This is a genomic window from Sorangium sp. So ce693, from assembly GCF_051521375.1.
Classification (GTDB): Bacteria; Myxococcota_A; Polyangia; order Polyangiales; family Polyangiaceae; genus Sorangium; species Sorangium atrum.
This window is the reverse complement of record NZ_CP150347.1, coordinates 10,613,470-10,638,534: the sequence shown is the minus strand read 5'-3', so window position 1 is coordinate 10,638,534 and position 25,065 is coordinate 10,613,470. Positions and strand designations below refer to the sequence as shown.

Here is a 25,065-nt window from a genome sequence, read left to right as displayed (position 1 = left end):
CGGTGGCCGCTGCGCGCTCCACGTTTCGTCCTCGGACTCAGCGCGGCTGGAAGTAACGGCCTACCTGCTCGCGGTACTCTTCGGGGACATCGCTGCGCTCGACGCCGCCGAGCTCCTGGGGACCCACGACACCGAGCGCGCTCTCGCCGCGCACGTTGGCCGTGTCTCCGGCGCGCCCGGCTGCTCGGCCCGTCACGATCCCCGGCATCGGCCTACCCGGGTTGAGCCTCGCGCTGGCGCGTGAGCGCAGCTCACCCCCGGCGATCGCGCCGGTCTGCCCTTCGTGGCTGCCCGATCCGGCGCCCTCCGAGTGACCTGGCTGCGCCGGCCCCTGCTTGCCGTCCCCGCCCCCCGACGACCCCTGCTGCCCGCCCTGTCCGCTGCCCAACCCCAGTTGGCCTGACCCGCCTGCGATCGGCATCGGGAGCGGCGTCCCCCCGAGCTGCCCCTCGGCCTCGCCCGCCCCGCGCTGCGCATCGTCGAGCGCTCGTTGGCGCTTCGATTCCTCACTGCTCGGGCTCCCCTCCTGGGCCATCCGGCGCAGCTGTTCCTCGAGTTGCTGCCGTCCGTCCGGCGTCTCGAGCTGCCGTGCGAGCTCGCGCATCTGCTCCTTCGATATGGGCTCTCCGAGCGCGCTCTCCGGGGACTGCGCCATTCGCTGCTTCAAGCGTTCGGCGAGCTGCTTGCGCTCCTCGGGGCTCAATTTTTCGAGCGCCTTCTCGAGGCTGCCAGCAAGCCGCCGCGCGTCGCGGTCGCTGCCGGTCCGGGCGAGCTCGCGGAGCGCGTCGCGCCCCTCGTCGCCGAGCCCGTCGCCGAGCGCCTCTGCCAGCTCCCTCAACGCGTCGGCCTGCTTGCCGCGCTGATCCAGCAGCTTGCGTTGTTCCTCGAGCGCCTTCGCCACGCCGGGAGCGCCGGCCCTCTTGGCGGCTTCGGCGGCCTCCTCGAGCACCTTCCTGGCCCGTTCGCGGTCGTCCCGTTCGAGCTTGTTCGCGAGCCGCGACATCTCCTCGTCGAACGCCACGAGGTCGCGATCGCCGAGCGCCTTCGCGGCCCGCTTCAGCTGAGGGTCTTCTCCGAGCTTGCCGAGCGCCGACTCCATCCCATGACGCTGCTCGCCCTCGCCGAGCGACAGCCGCTCGGCCGTGATCGCGTCGCGGAGCCTGCCGAGCTCGGCCTGCGCTTCGCGGCGCTCGACGCCGCTCTTCAGCTTTTCACGGAGCCTCTTCGCGTCGTCCGAGAGCTTTTTCAGTCGATCGTGTTGCTCCGCGTCCCGAGGGTCGATCTCGGCAAGCCGGACCACCCGCTCGAGGCCGGCGATCTCGGCGAGGCGCACCTGCTCTGCCCCGGGTGGGGGCGCTGCCGCCGCGGGCGCTGGTGGCAGGGGGAGCCAGCTGAGATAGCCAATGGCCGCTGCCGCGAGGGGCGCTCCGGCATGCCAGCGTCGCCACAGGGGCGTGCGGACTTGCCGGGCGGTCGCGGCATCGAGGGCCGCCGCCGCGTGGGCGAACACCACCTGGCGGGCCGCGGATGTGCTGGCGCCGGGCGCGCCGTCCGTCGCGTCCTCGGCTGCTGCGAGCTCAACGGCCGTGGAGACCGACTCGGCGGAGCCGAGCTTGCCGTCGAGAAACAACGCGACGTTCGGGTCAGTCCACCGGCGCCGGTGCGCCACCGCTGCGCCAGCCACAGCGCCGAGCAGGCCGCCCGCAGCCATCCAGGGGCGCAGCGCGCCTTGCCGCATGTGCCAGGCGACGGCTGCGCCTACCGCGCCGAGCATCATCCCAGCGGCGGCGCCGGTGAGGACCAGATCGATCGCGAGCCGCCGCCGGACCCGGCGAGACCACCGAACGAACGCGGCGCTGAACCTCCGCCGGGGAGACGCATCGACCATGGATCGAGGTGTACCTGCGGGCAGACGCGCCGGCCAGCGCCGCCTCGGGGCACTCCGCCAAGCCTCATTGCGGCACGCAGCGCCCGACCTCGCGCCCGGTGCGAGCGCCTCGCGCTCTGTGGGGACGCCCCGTGGAGCGGCGTCGGTCGTCTCGAGCCACGACGCGCCGCGGAGGAGCTGTCCTCGGACATACCGCGCCCCGCCCCTTCACGGGACGAAGCACCATTTCAAGTGGAATGACGCGAACTCGAGGCGCGCTGGGACAACGTCCTGGGCAGCGCCGAGCAAGTTCAGGCCACAGTCAGCGAAAGAGAACCTGCATTCGTGCGAGTCCTCGGACGATGTCCGGAGCGTCGCACGGCAAGAGCCATAGAAAAGCGCATCGTCGACGTACATTCGCATGTTCACGACAGCAGCGTCGCCGCCCTTGCGCTCGCTGCCGAGCAGATGGAGATCGAGGTAGTAGAAGCCCCTCCTGTCCTTCGAGTGATCCACCAGCTCCAGATTGGTTTCGCCATTGAGGCGGGAGCAGTCAACGTCCCAGCTGTCGTCGAATCCGGGGACAGGCAGCTTGCCGCTATCCCCCGTGTCAAGCACCAAGCTCTCCCCGTTCACGGTCATGACCGCCATGCCGTACGCTTCAGGAATTTCCGGGCTAGTAGAGCACCCGAACGGCGAGAGCGACAGCACGAGGCCTTGGGCGAGGAGGGGTCGGTGCATGGGAGTTCTCCAGCAGCATGGCGGGCGAGAGCATCGCACGAGGTCGACAACCATGAACGCGCGCAATGTGGTTGATCCATGCGCCGTGCCAGATGTCAACCGGAAACGGAGGCCCCTGTTGGGCCCGTGCCGGGCTGACTGCCGGGCTGACCGACGTTGCCGTTGACTGTCGACCTGACCGACGTTGCCGGCCTGCCGGCCCGGCCGGTCTGACCGACGTTGCCGTTGACTGTCGACCTGACCGACGTTGCCTTGGTGGCTTGGTGAGACCCGATACGTGTTGTCTACGGGGCGGTCCCAGGCATAGGTCATGGCGGGCGCCAGCGGAAAACAGCAGTCGCCAGGGTCTCGAAAAATTAAGTGTGCGAAATCATTGGCCGCGAGCCCCGGCACGCGTTTGGCATAGTCGGCAGCCATGAGCCAGCCTCGCGCTATTGTTGCAGGTGCCACCTATCTCCTCACACGACGCGCGTTGCGGCGACACCTCCTCTTCAGGCCAGATGCCGCGATCACTCAGCTGATCATCTATGCACTTGCGGTTTCGGCCAGGCGCTACGGCATTCGCCTGCATGCGTTGTGCGCCATGTCCACGCACCTGCACATCGTCGTCACTGACGTCGAAGGCGTACTTCCGCGATTCCTGCAGCTGTTTCATCGCCTCGTGGCGCTGGGGACCAAGGTGCTCCGAACCTGGGAGGGGCCGGTCTGGGGCCACGAAGCGACCAGCGTTGTTCGCCTCTTGACGCGGGCGGCCGTGGTGGAAAAGATTTCATATTCACTGGCGAACCCGGTAGAGGCGGGACTGGTGCGACGTGCGAAGGAATGGCCTGGAGCGAAGGTGCTCGTCAACGAAATCGGCCGTGGCGAGCTGCGGGCGAGGCGTCCTGACGTCTACTTTGCTTCGAGCAACCCCGCATGGCCTGAGCACGCCGCCATTGCGATCTCGCTTCCGCCAGATGTGGCGGATGGTGACGCGGACGCCTTTCGGCGCGAGGTGGCAGCGGAGCTCGAGCGGAAGGAAGCCGAGGCGCGCGCCGCGGTTCATCGAAATGGCCGCGGTTTCCTCGGCCCCGAGCGCGCATGCACGGTGTCGCCCGACGCTCGCGCGACGAGCTTCGAGGCGCCTCGCGGCCTCAATCCAACGTTTGCGGTGGGGAGAGGGTATTCAGACGCACGAAGAACCGCGGTTGCCGCCGTCCGCGCATTTCGCGCGGCATACCGTGACGCGCTCCAACAATGGCGTGCAGGGCTGCGCAGCGTGGTGTTTCCCGCAGAAACGTGGTGGATGCGCGTGTTCCACGGCGTGGCCGTGAACGATGATGCGCTCGTGTCGTGACAGGAACGATCGGGACGCCGACGCGGCATCTGGGCTGCTGATCGAGGGCGAATGAGCGGCGGACGCCCTCCGTTCGCGTGCACGATCGTGTAATTTGTGTGAAGCTACACGTCAACGGCGCCGCGATCGCGTGAGCCGGCCTGGTGGCCGAGGAAGCGCGGGCGGTTCGAGCGCGTCGCTACAGCGGTAGAGGGAGCTCGATATACGGCTCGGTGATCCGGCCGACGGCGATATCGCGCGCCTGCGTCCCATAGTAGGTCGATCCCGATTGCGTGCTCCAGGCATGTCCCACGATCGTTCCATTGCTGTTGGCATAGAGGCGCATGACACCCCTGCCAACACCCGGGTGCCAGGAGCCGTCCGCGTTGCGCCGGGTGTCGGTTGTCCCGTGGCCTGTGGTGCTCGAATCGAGGACGGGGAGAGTATACTGGATTGTCCCCGTGACGAACGGATAGGTCGCCACGCGTGGCACCGCAGCGCCTGCCGCGATGGCGACGTGCCCGCTCGCCGTGCTCCCCGCCGGATACTCGATCGCGACGATATCGCCGGCCTCGATCTCGCTCACGGTCATGATCTGCTCGAAGCCGACCTCCTCGATGATCCTGTCGTGGTACAGTGCGGCGTTCGGGCTCATGCTGCCGAACCATGTGTTGATGTCGTAGACGGACAGCTGATAGGCCTGCTTGAGGACGTTCGTGACGAACGACGCGCACAGGCTGCGGCTCCGATACTCCGTGGCTCCTCCTACGCCGGCCCAATAAACATAGGTCGTGCTGCTACCATATTCATTGTTTACCGGTGCGATGTGGGTCACGAGCGTGTCGGCCCAGTAGAAATGGCTTGGCTTCTCGGCCGTCTGGCCCTGAGCCGGGCGCGGCGCGAGCAGGCTCAATCCCGCCAGAACGGCGGCCGGGAGCGCGCGAACAGCGGCTCTCGAGCTCATGCGCTTCAATGCATTCATGATTTCCTCCCGTGTGGAATCGATGGCCCCGCGTAGGTTGGTCACACCGGTGTCGGCCTCATCGCGGGCATCGCCGCGGAGCGCCGGCAAAGCGAAGTTGCGCACCAAGCCACCGAACATACGCCGAACGAGCGATCTCTTCAATCACCGGCGCGAAGGCGGCACACGGGTCGTGCGCGATCCTGCGCGGATAGTGTTCCCCTCATTTCCACAGGCTGTCTCCTCCGGGCGACCTCCGGGCACGTCTTCGTAGATCCGCGCGTCGACGCCCACCGCAGGGGCGGCGCGGTGGCCACGGGCGGTACGGCGAGGGCGCTGCCGTCGCGACCGACGTTGCGTCCGATGCGTCCGACGGCCGTCACGACCGACGTTGCGTCCGACCGACGGCCGTCATGACCGACGTTGCGTCCGACGGCGGCCGTCGCGACCGACGTTGCGCCCGGCGGATGCGCCCGGCGGCCGTAACGACCGACGTTGCGCCCGGCCGTAACGACCGACGTTGCGCCCGGCGGCCGTCGCGACCGACGTTGCGCCCGGCGTCGACAGGAGGGCGGCGATATCGTACGGATCGGCCGAACCCGGGCGCTCCGGGAGCGCGGTCGGCGAGAGCCCGAGGCGCCGGCGGAGCGCGCCACGAGAAGCACGCCCCCCAGCGGAGGCCCGCCCCGCCCGCGCCGCGTGGCGCGCGGGTCCACGCGGGTCGCCGGGGCCGAGTTCCGCCGTTTTGTTGACAGATCCGCGCAGTTCGATTGGATGGCCGCGTGCCCCCCGTGAAGCGCGCATCGACCAACCTCCACCCCACCCTGACGCTCGGCGACGCGCTGGAGCACTATGCCTCCTGGCCGAGACCCACCGTGATTGTCTCCGACGGTGCTTATGGCGTCTCCGGTTTTCCCGGTGATCCCCCGACGCACGACGGGCTCGCCGCATGGTACGAGCCCCACGTCGCCGTCTGGTCGGAGCGCGCCTTGCCGTCCGCCACCCTCTGGTTCTGGGCGACGGAGATCGGCTGGGCGACGGTGCACCCGCTGCTCGAGCAGCACGGATGGGAGTACCGGACCTGCCACGTCTGGGACAAGGGAATCGCCCACATCGCGGGCAACGCGAACACCCGGACGCTGCGCAAGTTCCCCGTGGTGAGCGAGGTGTGCGTGCAGTACGTGCGCAAGGTCCTCCTGGAGAGCGGCGGCGTGCGGCTGCCCCTCAAGACCTGGCTGCGGCACGAGTGGGAGCGCTCGGGCCTCCCCCTGTGCCAGACGAACGAGGCGTGCGGCGTGAAGAACGCGGCCACGAGGAAGTACTTCACACGCTGCCACCTCTGGTATTACCCCCCTGCCTCGGCGTTCGAGCAGATCGCCGCCTTCGCGAACGCGCACGGCCGCCCCGAGGGACGACCCTACTTCTCGGTCGACGGCAAGCGGCCGTTGACGGGTGAAGAGTGGGCCACCCTGAGAGCGAAATTCCATTGCGAGGTCGGCGTGACCAACGTCTGGCAGGAGCCCGCGGTCCGCGGCCCCGAACGCTTCAAGGAGGACACCCGGTCGATCCACGGCAACCAGAAGCCCCTCAAGCTGCTCGATCGCATCATCCGCGCATCGTCCGATCCTGGCGATGTCGTCTGGGAGCCATTCGGGGGGCTCTGCTCGGTCGCGGTGGCGGCCTTCGCCGCAGGGAGGCGCTGCTACAGCGCCGAGATCGCGCCCACGTACCACGCCGTCGCGTCGCGCCGCCTCGCGAAGTGCGCGCCGCAGCCGCGCGCCGAGATCTCGGCGGCCTGACGGTCGGTATCGGCCCCGCTCGTCCGCATGGTAGCCTGCTCCCCGATGGCGACGCCGAAGATCGTGACCGTGGGAGGGGGGACGGGCCATTACACGCTCCTCACGGGCCTGCGTGGTCTGAGCGCCCGGATCACCGCGATCGTGACCATGATGGACTCGGGCGGGAGCTCCGGGAGGCTCCGGGACGAGTACGGCCTCCTGCCGCCAGGCGACTTCACGCGTTGCCTCGTCGCCCTGTCCGAGCACCCGGAGGCGCTGAAGGAGCTGCTCGGCCACCGCTTCCGCTCGGGGAGCCTCGGCGGGCACACCCTGCGCAACCTGATATTCACCGCGGTGCAGGAGATCACCGGCTCGCTCCCCCTCACGGTCGAGCGCCTGCACGAGATCTTCTCCGTCAAGAACCGCGTCCTCCCGGTCACGATGGATCACGTCGATCTCGTGATGCACCTGGAGAACGACCGGACCATCCGTGGGGAAGCGTCGATTGACAACCTCTCCGACATGCTCGATGCGCCGGTGCTCTCGGTCTATCTCGATCCCGAAGCCCGGGCGTATCCAGCGGCGCTCGACGCGATCGCGGACGCCGATCTCATCATCCTCGGGCCGGGAGATCTCTACACGAGCCTCGTGCCGAACCTCCTGGTCAAGGGCGTGCGCGAGGCCATCGCGGCGAGCCGCGCCCGCGCGATGTTCGTGTGCAACCTGATGACGAAGCCCAACGAGACCCCAGGCTACACGGTCGAGGACTTCGTGGGGACCATCGCCATGTACCTCGGCGAGGCCCGGCTCGACGCCGTGCTGGTCAACGACGTCTGGCCCTCCGAGGGCCTCGAGGAGTACGCCTCCGCCGGCTCTGAACCGGTCGTGACCTCGCCGGACAAACCGCTCGCCTCCGACCTCCTCGTCCCCGCCGACCTGCTGTTCGGCGGCAAGCTGATTCGCCACGACCCGCAGAAGCTCTCGGCCGCGATCGTCTCGCTCGCCCGCCAGCGATCGTGGTGGTGAGGCCCCGGGCCAGGCTCCGCCGCGCCTGTCCCCGCGCTCGATGACCACCCGCGGCGCGCTGCCGGGACACGGCGCTCCCGGGTTGGCCCGGCGGCCTCGGGCCGGCGCGGCCGCGCACGACGCTCAGGCGGCATTCGGCGCGTCGGGCAGATGAAAGGGCGTGTTGACGATCACAACGCCCTTCCCGCCCCGGAAGAGAAGGAGCCATTTGAGGATCGACGCCGTGTGGTTGTGGAGCAGGTAATGGTACCAGCGTGACTCGACCACCTCCGGCACGACGACCGCCACCTGCCGATCCGGGTGGGCGCGCGCGAGGGTGGTGACGAAGCGGAGCAGCGGCCTGAAGAGCCGCCGGTAGCGGGACCGCACCACGGAAAGCCGCGGCGCCGGCACCCCCTTCTCCTTCGCGGGCGCTTCCACGAGATCGTGCCATTCGCCGCTCAGGTCCTCGACGCGAGGATCGTCGAGGAGCACCTGGAGCGCGTAGACCTCAGGCGAGAGCCGAAGCGCGAACCGGAGCCCCTTCTGCGCCACGAGGTCCCAGCGCCTGATCGGGACCACCACGATCGGCGGCGGAGGTGGGGTGAAATCGAGCGGCGCGCGGTCGCAAACCACCTCGTCGATGTGCTTGTAGTGGCGTCGCACATTGCAGAAGATGAGAAAGGCTGCGAGCACGAGCAGGGTCGAGATCCACGCCCCTTCGGTGAACTTCGAGATGATGATGACGACGAGCGTGGCGGCCGTGGCCGTGGCGCCGGTCGCATTGACGGCGAGGTGGAGCCGGGAGCGCTTGCCGCGGACCCTGTGCCAGTGCGCGGTCATCCCTGCCTGCGACATCGTGAAGGCGAGGAACGCGCCCACCGCGAAGAGCGGGATGAGGGCGTCGGTGATGCCCTGGAAGACGACGAGCAGGAGGGCCGAGAGCCCGGCGAGGACGCCGATGCCGTAGGAGAAGGCGAGGCGCCTGCCGCGGTGGATGAACGGCTCGGGCAGGAAGCGATCGAGCGCGAGGAGCTGGCAGAGGCGGGGGAAGTCGGCGAAGCTGGTGTTGGCGGAGAGCATCAGCACCGCAACCACGGCGGCCAGGGTCACGTAGTAGAACGGACCGCGCCCCACGACCGCGCCCACGATCTGCGAGACGATGCTCTGGTAGCCGCTCCTGCCGGGCTCGGTGGCGGTGACGCCGTACACCCGCGCGAGGATCGCGATCCCGGCGAGCAGGATGGCGAGCGAGGCGACGATGTACGAGAGCGTCCGGCGCGCCTGCTCGCTGCTCGGCTTGCGAAAGGCAGGGACGCCGTTGCTCACCGCTTCCACGCCGGTCATCGCGGTGCACCCGCTCGCGAAAGAGTGGCAGAGGAGCCCCAGGCTCGCGGTCCCGAGCGCGACCGGCAGCGAGGGCGGCGCGACCACGGGCGTCGGGTGCCCGCCGTGCAGGATCGTCTTCCCGATACCGATCGCGATCACCGCGAAGAGGCAGCCGAGGAACGCGTACGTCGGCGCCAGGAACACGAGGCCTGCGGTCCGGAGCCCGCGCAGGTTGGCCGCGGTGAGCAGGGTGAGGACGGCGAGGCAGAGGACCAGGGTGTGGGGCAGGAGCGCGGGCACCGCCGAGACCAGCGCGCCCACCCCCGCGGAGATGGCGACCGCGACGTTGAGCACGTAGTCGATGAGCAGCGCCGCCGCCGCGACGAGGCCGGCGCGCGTGCCGAGGTTCTCTTTCGCGACGATGTACGATCCGCCGCCGTTCGGGTACGCCGCGATCGTCTGGCGGTACGAGACGTAGACGATCGCGAGCAGCCCGATGACCAAGGCGCTGAGCGGCACGATGTAGTGGACGCCGAGCGCGCCGAGGGGGATGAGCACGGTGAGCGCGGCCTCGGGGCCGTACGACGCGGAAGCGAGCGCGTCGAGGCCCAGGACCGGGATCCCGGAGAGCGGGCCGATCTGTTCCTTCTCCTCTTCATCCGAGGCCAGCCGCCGGCCGAACAGCACCGTCGTGAGCGACATGGGTGAGGCGATTCACGCAAGGCATGTGCCGGGAGCGAGCTCCGTTGAGCGCGCGTCGGTCGGAGCCGCGGCGTGCAACCGGTGCTCCAAGCTCGCGCCGAGCGCTCGTCAGCGGTGCTGATCGATCACGGGCGTCGTCTCCATGAGCGTGGGCGCAGCCCGCAGCATTCGACGTCTGCGGGCAGCCCCTCGTCCGATGCGAGGCGATGTCGCGCGAACCGATCGAGGTGGGATCATTTGCCACGCCTGGCCAAGTTGCCTCATTGCAGGCGGGCGCCCTGGCCTGCGAGCGCGCTCGCCGTTGGCGCAAGCGGCTCGCCTGCTGCTGGCGCAAGCCGCGCGGGCTCACCGTTGCTGCGCGTCGGCCGCTCCGGCGCTTCCTGCTGGTATGTGCTTCGCATGGCGCCAGGAGGCTATCGCCACTTCCGTGGCGGATCATCTCAGGACGAGGTAGAGCGCTATGAGCATCAGTAACGACCAGTACACTTCGGGCGGGTACAAGAACGGGATTTACGAGGGCGGCTCGCAGGAGTCCGGCTCGCACGAGCCTGGCGCGCCGCAGACGCAGGGCGGCGAGGGCGCGGTGAGCCTCGACATGCTGCTGAAGTTCGCCAAGGACATCCAGACCAAGGTCAAGGACGTCCCGTACATCGTCCCGCTCGCGATCGGCGGAGCAGCGTTTGCGATTGGCGTGCTCGCCAGCTCGAAGATCCTGCGCCAGCTCACCCTTCTCGCCGGCGGCTATGCGGTCAAGTACGCGATCCAGAACGTCCCCAGGGAGCCGATCGTCGACTTTGCAAAGAAGGTCGTGTCGGACTCGTTCAGGGCGTCGTCGAGGGCCTGAGCCGGGGACGCGCTGCGGCGTGCAGGGGCGCTCGACCGCCAGCAGCCGTGCGAGCTCCGGCAGAAGGCAGCCTGACCCGAGATCCTACCTTCGCCGCGCCGGCGGCACACCTGCCCCCATTTCTGGCATCATGGAGGTGGTGGTGCCGACGCGCCGCCAGCGCGCGGCCGGGAGGATGCCATGGATATCCGGGAGAGCATCGAGGTCCGCTGGTTCCTGCCTGCAGACGACGCTCGGGCGGCGCGGCTCGTGTCGTGGTTCTCGGGTGCGTCCTCCGAGGCGCCCCGGCATGACCGCTACCGGCGCCTGCGGCGCGCCGATCTCGGGATCAAGAAGCGCGGCGGTCGGCCGACGAGCCTGGAGATCAAGTTCCGGGGCTGCGCCTTCGGCCCCATCCACCTCTCTCCCACGGTGCTGGGTGAGCTGGAGGGGTGGACGAAGCTCACCCTCTCGTCGACGGACGCCGATGACAGCGCGTGGACGACCCTCACGAAGGAGCGCCGCGTGAGGGTGTTCGGGCTGGCGGGCGGACGCGCCGTCGAGGTGATGGACGGCGGGCGCCCCGGAGCCGGATGTGCTGTCGAGCTGACGCGCGTCGCTGTGGCGGAAGGCGAGGGCGCGGCTGCTCCGGCCGCGTGGTCGCTGGGCCTCGAAGCGTTCGGTCCACCAGCGATCCTGCTCGAATCGCTCTACGCCGTTGGCCGCGCGGTGTTCGTGGAGGTGCCCGATCTCGGCCTTACGTCCGTTGAATCGAAGGGGTATCCGGCGTGGCTCGCCGAGCTGTCGGCGGATCGGTGAGCGCAGGGGCTCGCCGTCGCAGCAGCCTGCCAATCCCTGAGCTCGACCTGGCAATCTGCGACGAACCAGCGACCGTAATCCAGCAAAGAGTGGGTGCTCTCATGCCCCGAATCGCTCGCGCTGCGCGTGTCGTCGTCCTCTTTCATACGTCGTTGTAGATGTCGTCGTACGTGCCCTCGTCGCCACGAGCCGCTGCGGCCGAGTCTCTTCCCCCGAGAGCGTCGCGTGCGATACCCTGCTGCCTTTCTGAGCTCCAGGGGAGAGTGCTCGTGTGATGAATGTTACTTCGGACACCCTGTTTGCGGAATTCTTCGCCCGCTGTCCTGAGCTGCTCTTCGTCGCCTCGGTGGCGGGCGGACTGCTCCACGAGAACGATGCTTTGCGGGAGGTCATCGGCCCTGCGAGCGAGCGAGGCATCACGTTCGCAGAGCTCGCTCACCCGGAGGATGGCGCAGCGCTGCTCGCGGCGTGGGCGACGCTCGAGCAGACCGGTGAACCCGTCTCATTTCGCGTCCGCCTTCGCGATGCGCGCGGGGCATACCGCCCGCTGGTGTGCAACGCGAAGCGTTCGCCTGATCGCAGCGCGGTCTTCGGATCGCTCCGGGCGGCACCCGAGCTCGCCGAGGAGGAGCTGACGATCGCGCGCAACAAGGCGCGCATCCTGGATAGCCTCGTCAACCACGTGGACAAACTGGCGTTCTGGGCCCTAGATCGCGATGGAATCTGTTTCTATCACGACGGCAAAGCGCTCTCGAACGCCGGGTTCAAACCCGGGCAGCTCCTGGGGGTCAACTGGATCGAGCTTTATGGGAAGCAGCCACGAGCGTCCGCCATCGATGTGCCCGACGTCGACTCCGACATGAACAGCTGGTTCGACGGGACGGTGCGCCGCTTTCGCACCGACACGAACGATGTCTACTGGGACAACTGGATCACCCCGCTCCGGGACGGAGACGGCGGGCCCGTGTGCGGCTTGCTCGGGTTGTCGTTCGACATCTCGGAGTCCAGGCGCACGGAGGAGGAGCTGCGCGCCCAGCTGCAGCAGATCGAGGCGCAACAGAAGGTCATTCGTGATCTCTCGACGCCGATCATCGAGGTCTGGGACGGCGTGCTCACGCTGCCGATGGTGGGGACGGTCGACAGCATGCGCACCGCCGACGTGATGGATAGCCTGCTCTCGAAGATCGTGGAGAAGCAGGCGCGCTTCGCCATCCTCGACCTGACCGGCGTCGAGGTGGTCGACACGAAGGTCGCGAGCCACCTGATCGAGCTCGTCACGGCGATCCGGCTGCTCGGGGCCGACGGGATCGTGGCAGGCATCAAGCCGAACGTCGCGCAGACGATGGTCGCGCTCGGGCTCGACCTCTCGCAGCTCAACACGCAACGTAATCTGCGCGCTGCGCTCCAGCATGCGATCCGGAGCATGACCCGCCCGGAGAGCTCCCCGCGCAACGGCGCCGCGACGCCCGGCCTGCCGGCGCGGGGCTGACCGGGGCGCGTCACGGGAGCTCGCCGCCGCCGCAGAGCAGCGCGGCGAGCTCCTCCGTCCGCTCCGGCGTCGCGAGATCTCCGGCTGCGACCGTGATCGCGCGGATCGCCTCGGCTCTCCAGCCGCCGTGATCGCGCTCCGGGGCCGCCGTGATCCGGATGCGCATGAGCTCGCCGGACGCCACGATCGCGAGCTCCACGCCTTCGCCCTCCGGCCCGTCATCGCGGCGGATGGTCACCGCCACCGCGCCGCGCGCCGCGAGCGCCCGCGCGAGCCGGGCCTCCGGCGCCGCCGCTCCGCCGAGCGGGTAGAGCGCCGTGGCGAGCTCCACGGACGCGATCGCCTCGGAGGCGCGCGTCCCCGCGTCGCGCACCGCTCGCCGCAGCCGCTCCGCGCGCTCGCCGTCGCGGTCGAGCGCGGCGCGATCCGCCGGCTCGAGCCGGACCACGCAGCGCACCAGCGCGGCGCCCCCGCCGCCCGCGACCTGCGCTGCCTCGAGCCGCGCGCGGCGGAGCATCGCCGCGCCCCGCGCGTCGCCCGACGCCTCGAGCAGGGCCGCCGCGCCGCCGAGCACCGCGTCCGGAGCCGGCCGCTCCGGCGCCGCCGGGAGGGCGGCCTCCCGGTAGATATGGCTCCACCCGCGACCGACGCCGGGCAGGCGCAGCACCAGCGACAGATCGGCGAGCTCCGTCTCCGGCGTGCGGACCGCGCTCGCGAACGCCTCCTTCACCGCCGCGAGGCGGCTCGGATCCGCGGTGAGTGCCGCGAACTCGGGCGCGTCGACGGCCAGCGCGAGGCGCGACGCGCTCACCTCGCGCGATCCCAGCGTCCACCGCTGGGGCGGGGCGGCGAGCGCGAGCTCCCCGCCGACGACGAGGGCGGAGAGCCCGCGCTCGCCGCGCGCCTCGAGCAGCGCCGCGACCGCAGCCTTGAGCGCGGTCAGCGCCGGGATCACGCCCCGCCCATGCGCCCGCGCCGCGCCGTCCGCTGCTCCTCGAGCGCCGCCTCCTCTTCGAGGGCCGCCTCGGCCTCGCGCTGCGCCTCGGCGTCGACCGCGCGTTGCCCCTGCTGCACGCGCACGGGCTTCACCTCGGTGACCGCCGCCTCGGCCATCGCGACCGCCGCGTGCCGCACGTCGTCGTACGGCTTCGCGAGGTCGAAGATCACCTTGGTGTTGCCCTGGCTCAGGTTCGCCAGCGCCTCGAAGCGGCGCAGCTCCATCGCCCCGGGCGAGCGCGCGAGGATGCCCGCCGCCTCCGCGAAGTTCTTCGCGCTCTCCACGTCGGCCTCGCTCTTGATGACCACGTAGCGCCGATCGCGCTCGGCGATCGCGCCCTTCGCGAGCACCTCCTGCATCTGGGGCGGCAGCGCGATGTCCTGGAGGCCGATCATCTCCACGTGCAGGCCCCACGCGGCCGCCACCGCCTCGACCTGCGAGCGCACCTTGGCGGCGACCTCCTCGCGGTGCGCGAGCAGCTCGTCGAGCCGCGTCTCGCCCACCACGTCGCGCAGCACGACCTTGGCGCGGTCCTTCATCGCCGTCTCGTAGTTCTCGACGGCCAGCGTGGCCTTCTCCGGATCGACGACGCGGTAATAGACGACCGCATCGACCATCGTGGTCACGTTGTCGCGGGTGATCACCATCTGCTGGAGGAGATCGCGGTTCTTCATCCGCGTGTCGATGCGCCGCAGCTCCTGGAGCCCCGGGAGGAACAGCGTCACCCCGGGAGATAGGCGGCCGGTCAGCTTGCCGAGCGTGAAGCGCAGCGCGACTTCCCACTGGTTGATCTGCCGCAGCCCCGACAGCAGGTAGAGCGCGGCAAACAGCCCGAGCACGGTGAGGATCAGGGACATCGCCCGCGACTCTAGCAGAGCGCATGGCGCGGGCCGCGCGAGCGGCGCGCGCGTCGGCGGGCGTCCGGACGTCCGGACGTTCGCGCGCGCTCGCGGGCGCCCAGGCGCGGCTTCGACCTGGTGTCGTTGCCCGGGCGGTGTACTCTCGCTCCCTCGATGGGTGCCGAGCCGAGCCAGGCGTTGCGCGACGGGCGCTACGTGATCACGCGCGCCCTCGGCGAAGGGGCTCAGGGGCACACGCTCGAGGCGGTCGACAAGCGGCTCGGCAAGCTCGTCGCGATCAAGCGGTTCCAGATCCGCGGCGCCTCGAGCTGGAAGAGCGTGGAGCTCGCCGAGCGCGAGGCCCGGGTGCTCGCGTCGCTCTCGCACCCGAGCCTGCCGGCCTACCTCGATCATTTCGAGGAGGACGGAGCGCTCTTCCTGGTGATGGAGAAGATCGAGGGCGAGAGCCTGGGCGCGATGCGCCGTCGCAGCGCGGTGCTCGGGCGGGACGACATCCTCCGCTTCCTGAGGGACGCCTCGGGCGTGCTCGACTACCTGCACGGCCGCGCGCCGCCGGTCATCCACCGCGACATCAAGCCGAGCAACGTGATCCGCCGGCCCGACGGCTCGTTCGCGATCGTCGACTTCGGCGCGGTCCGCGATCGCATGCGTCCCGAGGGCGGGAGCACCGTGGTCGGCACGTTCGGGTACATGGCGCCGGAGCAGTTCCAGGGCCGCGCGCTGCCCGCGTCGGATGTCTATGCCGTCGGCGCGACCGCGCTCTGCCTGCTCACCGGCGAGGAGCCGGAGAACCTGCCGCACCGGGGGCTCGCGATCGACGTGCCCGCTGCCCTCGGCGATCGCGCGGACCCGCGCCTCGTCCGGGCGCTCTCCGCGATGCTGGAGCCCGACCCGGATCGCCGCGCCGCGCGTATCGCGCCGCTCCTTTCGGGGCTCGAAGCGGGCGGCGCGCTTCCCGAGGCGTCGCGCGCTGGCGAGCCCGAGGAGCGCGGCGCGCGCAAGGAGGAGCGTCGCGCGCGCAAGGACGAGCGCAAGGAAGAGAAGCGCGCGCGCAAGGACGAGCGCAGGGAGGTGAGGCGCGCACGCAAGGACGAGCGGCGCGCGCGCCGGCACGAGGGGCGCCCGTCGCTCGATCGCGGCCTGGTGGGCCTGCCGCTCGTGGCCGCGCTGTTCGGCCTCACCGTCGCGCGCATCGCCGTCGGCCTCGCGCTCGGGGTGATCGTCCCGACGGTGCTGACGCTGCTGTCCCTGGTGTTCGGCCGCGTGCTGCGCGAGAAGGCCGCGCCGAACGTGCGCAGGGCCGGGCGGGTCGCCGACCTCGCGCTGCGCCGCGCCACCCGCGCCGTCCGCGGGCGCCCGGAGCCCGACGCCGCTGCCGAGCGCGGCCAGGCCGAGGCGGCGCGCGTGCGCTTCGAGGAGCAGGAGGCCCCCGGTCGCTCGCGCATCCACGACGGCGACGTCGCGCTGGATGAGGAGCTCGACGAGCTGGAGGCCGACGAGCAGGGCCGCGCGCACGCCGGGTCGCGGCCGCCTCGCGCGGGGGAACGCTGAGCCCAGCGCGCGCTCGCGCTCCGGCGGGGCCGCGCGCTCAGATGCGGCCGCGCGCGGCGTCGAGCTTCAGGCGGAAGACCTCGACGATCGCCTCGGCGAAGATCCGGCGGCTCATCTTCGAGCGGCCTGCGCGGCGGTCGACGAACACGATCGGCACCTCGACCACGCGGAGCCCTTTGCGCAGCGCGCGGTAGGTCGTCTCGATCTGGAAGGCGTAGCCGTTCGAGCGCACGCTACCGAGATCGAGCGAGAGGAGCGCGCGCCGCGTGAACGCCTTGTAGCCGGTCGTGAGGTCGCGGATGCCGACGCCCAGGATGGTCCGCGCGTAGAGGGAGCCGCCCTTCGAGAGCACGTGCCGCCCGAGGCCCCAGCCCTCCACGCCGCCGCCCGGCATGTTGCGCGAGCCGAGGACGACGTCGGCGCCCCGGGCGATCGCGTCGAGGAACGCCGGCAGGTGGCGCGGGTCGTGCGAGAGGTCGGCGTCCATCTCGAGCGCGACGTCGTAGCCGCCGTCCAGCGCGCGCTGGAAGCCCTCCAGGTAGGCCGTGCCGAGCCCGCGCTTCGCCGCGCGGTGGAGCACCCGGACGCGCCCGTCGCGCGCGGCGAGCTCGTCGCCGAGGGCGCCGGTCCCGTCGGGCGACGCGTCGTCCACGACGAGCACGTGCGCGTCCGGGGCCGCCGCGAGGACGGAGCTCACGAACTCGGCGAGGTTGTCTCGCTCGTTGTACGTCGGCGTGATGATGAGGGTTCGGGGGGCCATCCTGGCTCGGCGCCGCGCGAGCGGGCGCTCGCACGCGTGGTCGTGCGCACCGTGCAGCGCCGCGCGCCGGGTTCGCGGGCGTCCGCTCGCGCTCAGGCCTCCGCCGCGTCGGCCAGCAGGGGCGCTCCGGCGCCGGGCGATCTACCAAAACGATGGCGCAGGCGGAAGGTTCCGCGGGGTGCGCCGCGAGCGCCTTGTGGGTTGCCGGAGGCGTGCGCGCCGGGTACTTTCCTTTCCCGACAGGGCGTCCGCTCTGCATCGGGCCGATAGGCTGGCGCGGCCTCGGTCAACTCACGGGGCGCGCCCCGCGCACCACCCGCGCGGCCCCGAACATGAACAGCGCGGCACCGACGGAGACAATCATGGCAGGCGAGCACGTCCTCACCCTCACCAACGAGAATTTCGAGTCCGAGGTCCTCAACTCCCCCATCCCCGTGCTCGTGGACTTCACGGCTACCTGGTGCGGACCCTGCAAGCAGCTCGCGCCGATCGTCGCAAAGATCGCCGCCGAGTCCCAGGGCACGCTGAAGGTCGGGTCGCTCGACATCGACGCGGCGCCCAAGCTCGCCCAGAAATACAACGTCCGCGCCGTTCCGACCTGCATCCTGTTCCGGGGCGGCGAGAAGGCGGGCTCGTACACCGGCGTCGCGAGCAAGGAGAAGCTCCTCAAGGAGCTCGGCGTCTGATCCGCGGCCACGCGTGACGCCGGCGCGACAGAGCCCGAGCGCGCCGGCGCTCCCCTTCCCACAGACCGAAACCACCCCAAATACCGACCGAAAGCCCTCCCGGCGAGGCGCCGCTCCGGCCAGCCGGCCGCGGCCCCGCCGCCGCCGGCGCTCCACGTCGCCGGCGCCCCGCGGCTGAGGCTTTGCTTGACCGTCGCGCGCGAGGTGACTACGACTCGCGCCGGCCACTTTCCCAGGAGTTCGTGATGGCGACGAAGATCGCAATTAACGGTTTTGGGCGCATCGGACGCTGCATTGTCCGCGCGCTTTACGAGCGCGGCGTGAAGGATATCGAGCTGGTCGCCATCAACGACCTGACGGATCCGGCGACGCTCGCCCACCTCTTCCAGTACGACTCGATCCACCGCGAGTTCAAGGCGGCGAAGGTCGGTCACGGCGACAAGCACATCAGCATCGGCGATCGGAAGATCGAGGTCCTCGCGCTGAAGGATCCGGCCGAGCTGCCGTGGAAGAGCCTCGGCGTCGACATCGTCCTCGAGTGCACCGGCCTCTTCACGGACAAGGCGAAGGCCGCCGGCCACATCAACGCGGGCGCCAAGCGCGTCATCATCAGCGCGCCGGCCAAGGGCCACGACCTCACGGTCGTGATGGGCGTGAACGACGAGCTCTACGACGCGCAGAAGCACACGGTCATCTCGTGCGGCTCCTGCACGACGAACTGCCTCGCCCCCATCGCCAAGGTGATGCTCGACAACTTCGGCATCGTCCGCGGCCTGATGACGACGGTCCACTCGTACACGAACGACCAGCACCTGCTCGACATCCCGCACCGCAAGGGCGACCTGCGCCGCGCGCGCGCCGCCGCCGTCAACATGATCCCCTCGAGCACCGGCGCCGCGAAGGCGCTGTCCGAGGTCATCCCGGCGCTCAAGGGCAAGTTCGACGGGCTCGCGATCCGCGTCCCCACGGTCGACGTCTCGCTCGTGGACCTCACCCTCGAGACCGAGAAGCCGATCACGAAGGAGAGCATCCACGCCGCGATGAAGCAGGCCGCCGAGCAGGGGCCGATGAAGGACGTCCTCAACTACACCGATCGGGAGCTCGTCTCGGGCGACTTCATCGGCTCGCCCGCGTCCAGCACCTTCGACTCGACCATGACGTCGGTCCTCGGCGATCGCTTCGCGAAGATCTTCTCGTGGTACGACAACGAGTGGGGCTTCTCGAACCGCATGATCGACCTCGCGCAGCTCGTGGCGAGGAAGGGCGTCTAGCGCCGTGAAGCTCACCGGAATCCGCTCCGTCGAAGACCTCGCCGCCGCCGGGGGCGCTGCTGGCCTCAGCGGCAAGCGCGTCTTCATCCGCGTCGACTTCAACGTCCCGCTCGACAAGAAGACGGGCAAGATCACGGACGACTCGCGCATCCGCGAGGCGATCCCGACGATCAAGCTCGTCATGGAGGCGGGCGCGAAGGTGATCCTCGCGTCGCACCTCGGCCGCCCGAAGCCGGGCAAGACCGAGGGGCTCTCGCTGGAGCCGTGCGGGGGGCGGCTCAGTGAGCTCACGGGCTACGAGGTCCACCTGCCGGACGACTGTGTCGGCGACTCGCCCAAGAAGGTCATCTACGACCTCCGGGCGGGCCAGATCTGCCTCCTCGAGAACCTCCGCTTCCACGAGGAGGAGGAGAAGGACGACGAGGGCTTCGCGCGCCAGCTCGCCGAGCTCTGCGACGTCTACGTCGACGACGCCTTCGGCGCCGTGCACCGCGCTCACGCGTCGGTGCACGCGCTGCCGCGCCTCATGCGCGAGCGCGCCGCCGGCCTCCTCCTCCAGAAGGAGCTCAAGGCGCTGACCCGGCTCGTCGATCGCCCGGAGAAGCCTTACGTCGCCGTCCTCGGCGGCGCCAAGGTCTCCGACAAGATCGACGTCGTCGAGGCGCTCCTCAACGTGGTCGACACCCTGTGCATCGGCGGCGCGATGGCGAACACCTTCCTCGCCGCGCAGGGCAAGAACCTGCAGAAGAGCCGGATCGAGGAGGACAAGCTCCCGCTGGCGCGCACGATCATGAGCAAGGCGCGCGATCGGGGCATCCAGCTCCTCCTGCCCGTCGATGCCGTCGTCGCCTCGAGCATCGACGCGACGCAGGGCGAGCCCGCGTCCGTCGACGCGATCCCCGAGGGCACGATGGCGCTCGACATCGGCCCCCGGTCGATCGAGCAGTTCGGCCAGGCGATCGAGAGGGCGAAGACGGTGTTCTGGAACGGCCCGATGGGCCTCTTCGAGACGCCCGCCTTCTCCAAGGGCACGTTCGACGTCGCGCGCATCATGAGCGGCGCCTCCGGCTTCACAGTGGTCGGCGGCGGCGACAGCGCGGCGGCGGTCAAGCAGGCCGGCGAGCACATCGCCAAGGGCTTCGATCACATCTCGACCGGCGGCGGCGCTTCGCTCGAGCTCATCGAGGGCAAGCGTCTCCCGGGCGTCGAGGCGCTCCGGTCGGCCGAGGTGAGCGAGTGAAGCCCGTGAACGATGGGGGCACGCCCGGAGAGGCGGGCGCCGCCTCGCGGGCGGCCTCGCGTCGTCCGCTCATCGCCGGCAACTGGAAGATGAACGCCGGGGGCCAGGACGCATGTCCTCTCTCGGCGGCCGTCGCCAAGGCGACGCGTGAGCTCACCCGGGCCGAGGTGGTGGTCGCTCCGCCGTTCACGGCGATCGCCGCCGTGGCTCATGAGCTCGCGGAGGCGAAGAGCGAGGTCGGCATCGCCGCGCAGAACATGAGCGCGGAGGTCTCCGGGGCGTTCACCGGCGAGGTCTCCTCGGGCATGCTCAAGGACGCGGGCGCGACCTGGGTGATCCTCGGGCACAGCGAGCGGCGGCAGCTGTTCGCCGAGACCGACGAGTCGGTCGCCCGGAAGGTCGCCTCGGCGATGGCCGCCGAGCTGCGCCCCATCGTCTGCGTCGGCGAGACGCTCGAGCAGCGCGAGGCGGGTGACACGCTCGCCGTGGTCGAGCGGCAAGTCCGCGCCGTCCTCGACGAGCTCGCGAAGCAGCCCGGCTTCGGCGTCATCGCCTACGAGCCGGTCTGGGCGATCGGGACGGGCAAGGTCGCGCGCGCCGAGGACGCTCAGGAGGTGCACGCGTTCATCCGCGGCCTGCTCGCGAAGGCCTCGGAGGACCTCGCGGGCGTCACGCGCATCCTCTACGGCGGCAGCGTCAAGGCCGACAACGCCGAGGCGCTGCTCGCCCAGGACGACATCGACGGCGCGCTGGTCGGAGGGGCTTCGCTCGACGCCGCTGGCTTCGCCAAGATCGTCGAGGCCGCTCACCGACTGGCGGAGCGCGCGGAACAGGGGTAGATCGCAGGCCGCTCCCGTCTCGCCGCGGGAGCGCCGGCCTGTCCTGCCGCCCACTTGCCCCCCTGGGCCCCTCGCGCGGGCCAGACTCACCCAGCTGAAAGACGCCGATGCTTCACACGCTCCTCAACATCGTGCACGTGTTCGTCTGTCTGTTCCTGATCCTCGTCGTGCTCCTCCAGCAGGGCCGCGGGGGCGGGATGGGCTCGGCCATGGGCGGCGCGACGGCGCAGGTGTTCGGCGGCCGCGGCGCAGGCAACTTCATGACCCGCCTCACGGCCGTCTGCGCCGCCGTCTTCATGGCGACGAGCGTGTCGCTCGCCTACCTCTCGTCGGCAGGTGACCGCGAGCTGCGCGAGTTCGAGAAGTCCCAGGAAAAGTAGGCTCGCGTGCTAGGGCCCGCCCCCGCGCCGGGGAGGGAAGCGGGCAGGGCGCTCGACGTGGGGTCGTCCGTGGAGGCGGCGTCGGCCGTCTCCGTCCCTTTCGCGCGCGACCTTGCCGTCGTTGCCCTCGCCAAGGCGGTTGTCTCCGCCCTGGTCCTCGCGCTCGGCTTCCGGGCGGTGAGCGACGACGACTTCGCGCGCGTGGTCCTCGCGCAAGCGTGGGCCCACGCGCCCCGGCTCGACCCGACGGGGACGAGCTGGCTGCCTGTCCCTTTCTGGCTCAACGGCGCGCTCTTCTGCGTCTTCACGCCGACCCTCGAGGTCGCCCGCGCCATCGCCTTCGCCCTCGGCCTCGCTTCGGCCGCGCTCGTCCATCTCTCCGCCCGCTGGATCACGGGCGACCGCCGCGCCGCGCTCGCCGGCGCGCTGCTCGCCGGCGCCTTTCCCTGGAGCGCTTGCCTGGGCGTGGCGACGGTCCCCGAGCTGCCGACCGCCGCCCTCTCGCTGTTCGCGGTGGCGTCGCTCGTCACGCCGCCGGCCGGGCCTGCGCCGCCGGCCGGGCGCGCCCTCCTCGGCGCGCTCGCGCTCGTGCTCGCGACGCTCTCCCGCTACGAGCCCTGGTCCGTCGCCGTCGCCTTCGCGGCGATGGCGCTGCTCGCCGCCGCCCGCCTCGGCCAGGGCCGCGGCGCGCAGGCGAAGCTCGCGCTCGCCGCGCTCGTCGCGCTCGCCGGGCCCGCCGCGTGGATCGCGTGGAACCGCGCCGCCCACGGCGACGCGCTGCATTTCCTCGCTCGCGTCGCCTCCTACCGCAGCGCGATCGGCCCGGGCGGCGACGGCGCCCTGCTGCGGCTCTTCGCGTACCCTGCCGCGATGGTCCGCGAGGAGCCGGAGCTCTTCGTGTGGCCCATCGCCATCGCCCTCGTCGCCTGGCGCGCCCGCCGCGGCGCTGCGCCGGGGGCAGCGCGCCCGCTCCCGCCGCTCCTTCGCGCGGCCCGTCCGTACGCGCTCCCCGGCGCGGTCGCCGCCTTCCAGATCACGGCGCTCTCGCTCGCCCTCGTGCGCGACGGCGCGCCCACCCACCACCCCGAGCGAGCGACCCTCCTCGCGCTGCTCTTGCTCGCGCTCGCCGTCGGGGATCTCTCGGCGCGCGCGTTCCGGGGCGCCTCGGCCGGCGCGCGGCGCGCCCTCGGCGGCGCGCTGCTGGTGGTGCTCGCCCTCGGCGCCTTCTTCCGGCCGCACCTGCGCCGCGAGCACTTCAATCCGCGGAGGGACGAGGTCGCCATCGGCCGCGCCGCCGCGGAGCTCACGCCTCCTTCCGCGCCCCTCCTCCTCGAGGTCGTCGACTATGGCCACCTCGCGGCGCTCGCCGCCCTCGCGCGTCCCGAGGGGGTGCACCCCGATCGCTCGATCGATCCCCGTGATCCGCCTGTCCGCTCGAGCTTCGAGGACCCCGCCTCGCTCGCGCGCCGCGCCGCCGGCCTGGGCGCCGCCTACCTCATCGGGCGCGTCAGGCCGCCCGTCATCGATTTCGCCGGCCCGCCGCTCGCGACGCGCGGCGCCTGGGGGATCTGGCCGGTGCCTCCGGCAGGCGGCGCGCTGGGGGCCCTGCCGGAGGGTGGCCCCAGCGGCCCCGCGGACAGGGCGCCATGAGCGAGCCTGCAAAGCCCTTCTTCGCGCACCCGTCTGCGTGCATCGACGAGCCCTGCGACATCGGCGAGGGGACGAAGGTGTGGCACTTCTGCCATATCTCGGCGGGGGCGCGGATCGGGCGCGCCTGCGTCCTCGGCCAGAACGTCTTCGTCGCGGGCACCGCCGTCATCGGCGATGGCGTCCGGATCCAGAACAACGTGTCTCTTTATGACGGCACGCTGGTCGAGGACGACGTGTTCCTCGGCCCGTCCGCGGTGCTCACCAACGTCGTCAACCCGCGTGCCCCGATCGACCGCCGCGCGTTCCTCGACACGACGCGCATCCGTCGCGGCGCCACCGTGGGCGCCAATGCCACCATCGTCTGCGGCGTCACGATAGGGCGCCATGCGTTCGTCGGCGCCGGCGCGGTCGTCACGCGCGACGTGCCCGACTATGCGCTCGTCACCGGCGTGCCGGCCCGGCGCACCGGCTGGATGAGCCGCCACGGTCACAAGCTCGTCGCCGCGCGCGACGGCCTCCTGCGCTGCCCCGAGAGCGGCTATCGCTACGAGCGCCGCGGCGACATCGTCCGCTGTCTCGACCTCGACGAGGACGCGCCGCTCGCCCGGCCCCGCGCCGCGGCCACGCGCCATTACCGCGATCCCCTCTCCGCGGAGGACACCGACGGATGACCGCCCCTGTTCCCTTCTTCGATCGAGCCCGCGGAGATCTCGCCCTGCAGGACGAGCTCTCCGCCGTGTTCCAGTCCGTCCTCCGGAGCGGCCACTACATCCTCGGTCCGGAGGTCGAGGCCTTCGAGTCGGAGTGCGCCGCGTACCTCGGCGTCCGGCACGCGATCGGCGTCTCTTCCGGCACCGACGCGCTGCTCGTCGCGCTGATGGCGCTCGGCGTCGGCGCGGGCGACGAGGTCGTGTGCCCCGCGTACACGTTCTTCGCGACCGCGGGCGCCATCCACCGCTCCGGCGCCACGCCGGTCTTCGCGGACGTGCTCCCTGGCTCGTTGAACATCGACCCCGCCTCGACGGCGCGCGCCCTGACGGAGCGCACCCGGGCGATCCTCGCCGTCCACCTCTTCGGCGACTGCGCGCCCATGGATGAGCTCCTCGCGATCGCGGGCGGCCGTGGCCTGCCGGTCATCGAGGACGCGGCCCAGGCGTTCGGCGCCGAGCGCGGCGGCCGCCGCGCGGGGGCGCTCGGGCTCATGGGATGCTTCTCGTTCTTCCCGACCAAGAACCTCGGCGGTTTCGGCGATGGCGGGCTCGTGGCCACCGACGACGACGAGCTCGCGGAGCGCGTCCGGACGCTCAGGGCGCAGGGCGCTCGGAGGAAGCACCATCACACCCGTATCGGCGGCAACTTCCGGCTCGACGCGCTCCAGGCGGCGCTCCTCCGCCGCAAGCTCCCGCGGCTCGGCGCGCTCCTCGAGCGGCGGCGCGAGCACGCCGCGCGGTATGCCGCGCTGCTCGGCGGGCGAGATCTGCCGCTGACGCTGCCGGACGCCGGCGCTGCGGGGCACACGTTCAATCAGTATGTGATTCGCCTGAAGGATGCCTCTCTGCGCGATCCGCTGCGGAGCTCGCTCGCGGAGCAGGGCATCGGCACCGAGATCTATTATCCCGCGCCGCTCCACCTCCAGCCCTGCTTCGCGCGCCTTGGCCCGCCGGAGGGCTCCCTTCCGGTCGCGGAGGCGGCGGCGCGCGACACGCTCGCGCTCCCCATCTTTCCCGAGCTCACAGGCGAGGAGGTCGCCCGCGTGGCGACCGCTATCGCCTCGTTTTTCGGCTGAGCCGGACGCTTCGGCGCAGCGGCGTCAAGGCGCCGCGTCGATGATCCGCAGCGCGCCCTCGTCCAGCGGCACCTTCGCGCGGAGCCTCGCGAGCGGTGAATCCGATCTCCGGAGCGTACCATCGGCGCGTGAAGCCTCGGCCCGGCCGAGCTGCCCGCGCACCTCGCCGCGCCCGACGTCGCCGCGGGCAGGCTGCGCGAGGTGCTCGCCGGGGGC

The 25,065-nt window shown here is 71.0% G+C and carries 22 protein-coding genes; 15 read left to right on the top strand and 7 right to left on the bottom strand.

Annotated features, from left to right (window positions below):
• Positions 1–37 precede the first annotated feature (37 nt).
• Together WMF14_RS39665 and WMF14_RS39660 are read right to left on the bottom strand one after the other, a co-directional pair.
• Positions 38–1,888: a hypothetical protein gene (locus WMF14_RS39665; protein WP_437795009.1), complete on the bottom strand. Its 1,851-nt coding sequence runs from the start codon at positions 1,886–1,888 to the stop codon at positions 38–40.
• Positions 1,889–2,095: 207 nt separating this feature from the next.
• On the bottom strand, positions 2,096–2,608 hold the full coding sequence (locus WMF14_RS39660; RefSeq protein WP_272102736.1) for a hypothetical protein: 513 nt from the start codon (positions 2,606–2,608) through the stop codon (positions 2,096–2,098).
• A gap of 415 nt (positions 2,609–3,023) precedes the next feature.
• On the opposite strand from WMF14_RS39660, the gene WMF14_RS39655 reads away from it, so the two are divergent.
• The gene (locus tag WMF14_RS39655; RefSeq protein WP_437795006.1) at positions 3,024–3,944 is read left to right on the top strand and encodes a transposase; all 921 of its coding nucleotides are present in this window, start codon (positions 3,024–3,026) and stop codon (positions 3,942–3,944) included.
• Between the two features lie 178 nt (positions 3,945–4,122).
• Here WMF14_RS39655 and WMF14_RS39650 read toward each other — a convergent pair whose 3' ends face one another.
• Positions 4,123–5,010, bottom strand: coding sequence for a hypothetical protein (locus WMF14_RS39650; protein ID WP_437804386.1), 888 nt, complete (start codon positions 5,008–5,010; stop codon positions 4,123–4,125).
• 656 nt (positions 5,011–5,666) lie between these two features.
• Between WMF14_RS39650 and WMF14_RS39645 the strand changes: the two genes are divergently transcribed.
• Together WMF14_RS39645 and WMF14_RS39640 are read left to right on the top strand one after the other, a co-directional pair.
• Positions 5,667–6,683 carry a DNA methyltransferase gene (locus WMF14_RS39645; RefSeq protein ID WP_437795003.1) on the top strand — a complete coding sequence of 339 codons (1,017 nt, stop codon included), beginning with the start codon at positions 5,667–5,669 and terminating at the stop codon, positions 6,681–6,683.
• A 45-nt stretch (positions 6,684–6,728) separates the two neighbouring features.
• A complete protein-coding gene (locus WMF14_RS39640; RefSeq protein WP_272102739.1) occupies positions 6,729–7,688 on the top strand; it encodes a gluconeogenesis factor YvcK family protein in 960 nt (319 codons plus the stop codon).
• A 123-nt stretch (positions 7,689–7,811) separates the two neighbouring features.
• On the opposite strand, the gene WMF14_RS39635 is transcribed toward WMF14_RS39640, so the two are convergent.
• Positions 7,812–9,698: an APC family permease gene (locus tag WMF14_RS39635; RefSeq protein ID WP_437795001.1), complete on the bottom strand. Its 1,887-nt coding sequence runs from the start codon at positions 9,696–9,698 to the stop codon at positions 7,812–7,814.
• A gap of 460 nt (positions 9,699–10,158) precedes the next feature.
• On the opposite strand from WMF14_RS39635, the gene WMF14_RS39630 reads away from it, so the two are divergent.
• From WMF14_RS39630 to WMF14_RS39620, 3 genes are all read left to right on the top strand, one after another.
• Positions 10,159–10,542 (top strand): hypothetical protein, encoded by a 384-nt coding sequence (locus WMF14_RS39630; protein ID WP_437794999.1) that lies wholly within the window; start codon positions 10,159–10,161, stop codon positions 10,540–10,542.
• Between the two features lie 180 nt (positions 10,543–10,722).
• A complete protein-coding gene (locus tag WMF14_RS39625; protein ID WP_437794996.1) occupies positions 10,723–11,340 on the top strand; it encodes a hypothetical protein in 618 nt (205 codons plus the stop codon).
• 274 nt (positions 11,341–11,614) lie between these two features.
• Complete coding sequence (locus WMF14_RS39620) at positions 11,615–12,829, top strand: STAS domain-containing protein (protein ID WP_437794993.1); 1,215 nt, start codon at positions 11,615–11,617, stop codon at positions 12,827–12,829.
• A gap of 10 nt (positions 12,830–12,839) precedes the next feature.
• On the opposite strand, the gene WMF14_RS39615 is transcribed toward WMF14_RS39620, so the two are convergent.
• The gene (locus WMF14_RS39615; RefSeq protein ID WP_437794990.1) at positions 12,840–13,784 is read right to left on the bottom strand and encodes a hypothetical protein; all 945 of its coding nucleotides are present in this window, start codon (positions 13,782–13,784) and stop codon (positions 12,840–12,842) included.
• The gene (locus WMF14_RS39610; RefSeq protein WP_437794988.1) at positions 13,781–14,683 is read right to left on the bottom strand and encodes a slipin family protein; all 903 of its coding nucleotides are present in this window, start codon (positions 14,681–14,683) and stop codon (positions 13,781–13,783) included. The genes WMF14_RS39615 and WMF14_RS39610 overlap by 4 nt, the downstream gene beginning before the upstream one ends.
• Before the next feature lie 156 nt (positions 14,684–14,839).
• On the opposite strand from WMF14_RS39610, the gene WMF14_RS39605 reads away from it, so the two are divergent.
• A complete protein-coding gene (locus tag WMF14_RS39605) occupies positions 14,840–16,237 on the top strand; it encodes a serine/threonine protein kinase (protein ID WP_437794985.1) in 1,398 nt (465 codons plus the stop codon).
• A 37-nt stretch (positions 16,238–16,274) separates the two neighbouring features.
• On the opposite strand, the gene WMF14_RS39600 is transcribed toward WMF14_RS39605, so the two are convergent.
• Positions 16,275–16,997 (bottom strand): polyprenol monophosphomannose synthase, encoded by a 723-nt coding sequence (locus tag WMF14_RS39600; RefSeq protein ID WP_272102747.1) that lies wholly within the window; start codon positions 16,995–16,997, stop codon positions 16,275–16,277.
• A gap of 362 nt (positions 16,998–17,359) precedes the next feature.
• On the opposite strand from WMF14_RS39600, the gene trxA reads away from it, so the two are divergent.
• From trxA to WMF14_RS39560, 8 genes are all read left to right on the top strand, one after another.
• Positions 17,360–17,683, top strand: coding sequence for a thioredoxin (gene trxA / locus WMF14_RS39595; protein ID WP_437277059.1), 324 nt, complete (start codon positions 17,360–17,362; stop codon positions 17,681–17,683).
• A gap of 245 nt (positions 17,684–17,928) precedes the next feature.
• On the top strand, positions 17,929–18,954 hold the full coding sequence (gene gap / locus WMF14_RS39590; RefSeq protein ID WP_272102749.1) for a type I glyceraldehyde-3-phosphate dehydrogenase: 1,026 nt from the start codon (positions 17,929–17,931) through the stop codon (positions 18,952–18,954).
• Positions 18,955–18,958: 4 nt separating this feature from the next.
• The gene (locus tag WMF14_RS39585; RefSeq protein WP_272102750.1) at positions 18,959–20,194 is read left to right on the top strand and encodes a phosphoglycerate kinase; all 1,236 of its coding nucleotides are present in this window, start codon (positions 18,959–18,961) and stop codon (positions 20,192–20,194) included.
• Between the two features lie 5 nt (positions 20,195–20,199).
• On the top strand, positions 20,200–21,033 hold the full coding sequence (gene tpiA / locus WMF14_RS39580; protein ID WP_437804385.1) for a triose-phosphate isomerase: 834 nt from the start codon (positions 20,200–20,202) through the stop codon (positions 21,031–21,033).
• Between the two features lie 107 nt (positions 21,034–21,140).
• On the top strand, positions 21,141–21,413 hold the full coding sequence (gene secG / locus WMF14_RS39575; protein ID WP_272102752.1) for a preprotein translocase subunit SecG: 273 nt from the start codon (positions 21,141–21,143) through the stop codon (positions 21,411–21,413).
• Between the two features lie 6 nt (positions 21,414–21,419).
• On the top strand, positions 21,420–23,063 hold the full coding sequence (locus WMF14_RS39570; protein ID WP_437794980.1) for a hypothetical protein: 1,644 nt from the start codon (positions 21,420–21,422) through the stop codon (positions 23,061–23,063).
• Entirely contained in the window at positions 23,060–23,734 is a 675-nt protein-coding gene (locus tag WMF14_RS39565; protein WP_272102754.1) for an acyltransferase, read from the top strand. The genes WMF14_RS39570 and WMF14_RS39565 overlap by 4 nt, the downstream gene beginning before the upstream one ends.
• The gene (locus WMF14_RS39560; RefSeq protein WP_437794978.1) at positions 23,731–24,849 is read left to right on the top strand and encodes a DegT/DnrJ/EryC1/StrS family aminotransferase; all 1,119 of its coding nucleotides are present in this window, start codon (positions 23,731–23,733) and stop codon (positions 24,847–24,849) included. Before WMF14_RS39565 ends, WMF14_RS39560 begins: the two co-directional genes overlap by 4 nt.
• The last annotated feature ends 216 nt before the right edge of the window (positions 24,850–25,065 follow it).

Excerpts from the sequence above, each read along its gene's own strand:
- WMF14_RS39665 (WP_437795009.1), bottom strand. The coding sequence starts at position 1,888 with ATGGTCGATGCGTCTCCCCGGCGGAGGTTCAGCGCCGCGTTCGTTCGG.
- WMF14_RS39660 (WP_272102736.1), bottom strand. The coding sequence starts at position 2,608 with ATGCACCGACCCCTCCTCGCCCAAGGCCTCGTGCTGTCGCTCTCGCCG.
- WMF14_RS39655 (WP_437795006.1), top strand. The coding sequence starts at position 3,024 with ATGAGCCAGCCTCGCGCTATTGTTGCAGGTGCCACCTATCTCCTCACA.
- WMF14_RS39640 (WP_272102739.1), top strand. The coding sequence starts at position 6,729 with ATGGCGACGCCGAAGATCGTGACCGTGGGAGGGGGGACGGGCCATTAC.
- WMF14_RS39635 (WP_437795001.1), bottom strand. The coding sequence starts at position 9,698 with ATGTCGCTCACGACGGTGCTGTTCGGCCGGCGGCTGGCCTCGGATGAA.
- WMF14_RS39630 (WP_437794999.1), top strand. The coding sequence starts at position 10,159 with ATGAGCATCAGTAACGACCAGTACACTTCGGGCGGGTACAAGAACGGG.
- WMF14_RS39625 (WP_437794996.1), top strand. The coding sequence starts at position 10,723 with ATGGATATCCGGGAGAGCATCGAGGTCCGCTGGTTCCTGCCTGCAGAC.
- WMF14_RS39620 (WP_437794993.1), top strand. The coding sequence starts at position 11,615 with ATGAATGTTACTTCGGACACCCTGTTTGCGGAATTCTTCGCCCGCTGT.
- WMF14_RS39610 (WP_437794988.1), bottom strand. The coding sequence starts at position 14,683 with ATGTCCCTGATCCTCACCGTGCTCGGGCTGTTTGCCGCGCTCTACCTG.
- WMF14_RS39605 (WP_437794985.1), top strand. The coding sequence starts at position 14,840 with ATGGGTGCCGAGCCGAGCCAGGCGTTGCGCGACGGGCGCTACGTGATC.
- WMF14_RS39600 (WP_272102747.1), bottom strand. The coding sequence starts at position 16,997 with ATGGCCCCCCGAACCCTCATCATCACGCCGACGTACAACGAGCGAGAC.
- trxA (WP_437277059.1), top strand. The coding sequence starts at position 17,360 with ATGGCAGGCGAGCACGTCCTCACCCTCACCAACGAGAATTTCGAGTCC.
- gap (WP_272102749.1), top strand. The coding sequence starts at position 17,929 with ATGGCGACGAAGATCGCAATTAACGGTTTTGGGCGCATCGGACGCTGC.
- secG (WP_272102752.1), top strand. The coding sequence starts at position 21,141 with ATGCTTCACACGCTCCTCAACATCGTGCACGTGTTCGTCTGTCTGTTC.
- WMF14_RS39565 (WP_272102754.1), top strand. The coding sequence starts at position 23,060 with ATGAGCGAGCCTGCAAAGCCCTTCTTCGCGCACCCGTCTGCGTGCATC.
- WMF14_RS39560 (WP_437794978.1), top strand. The coding sequence starts at position 23,731 with ATGACCGCCCCTGTTCCCTTCTTCGATCGAGCCCGCGGAGATCTCGCC.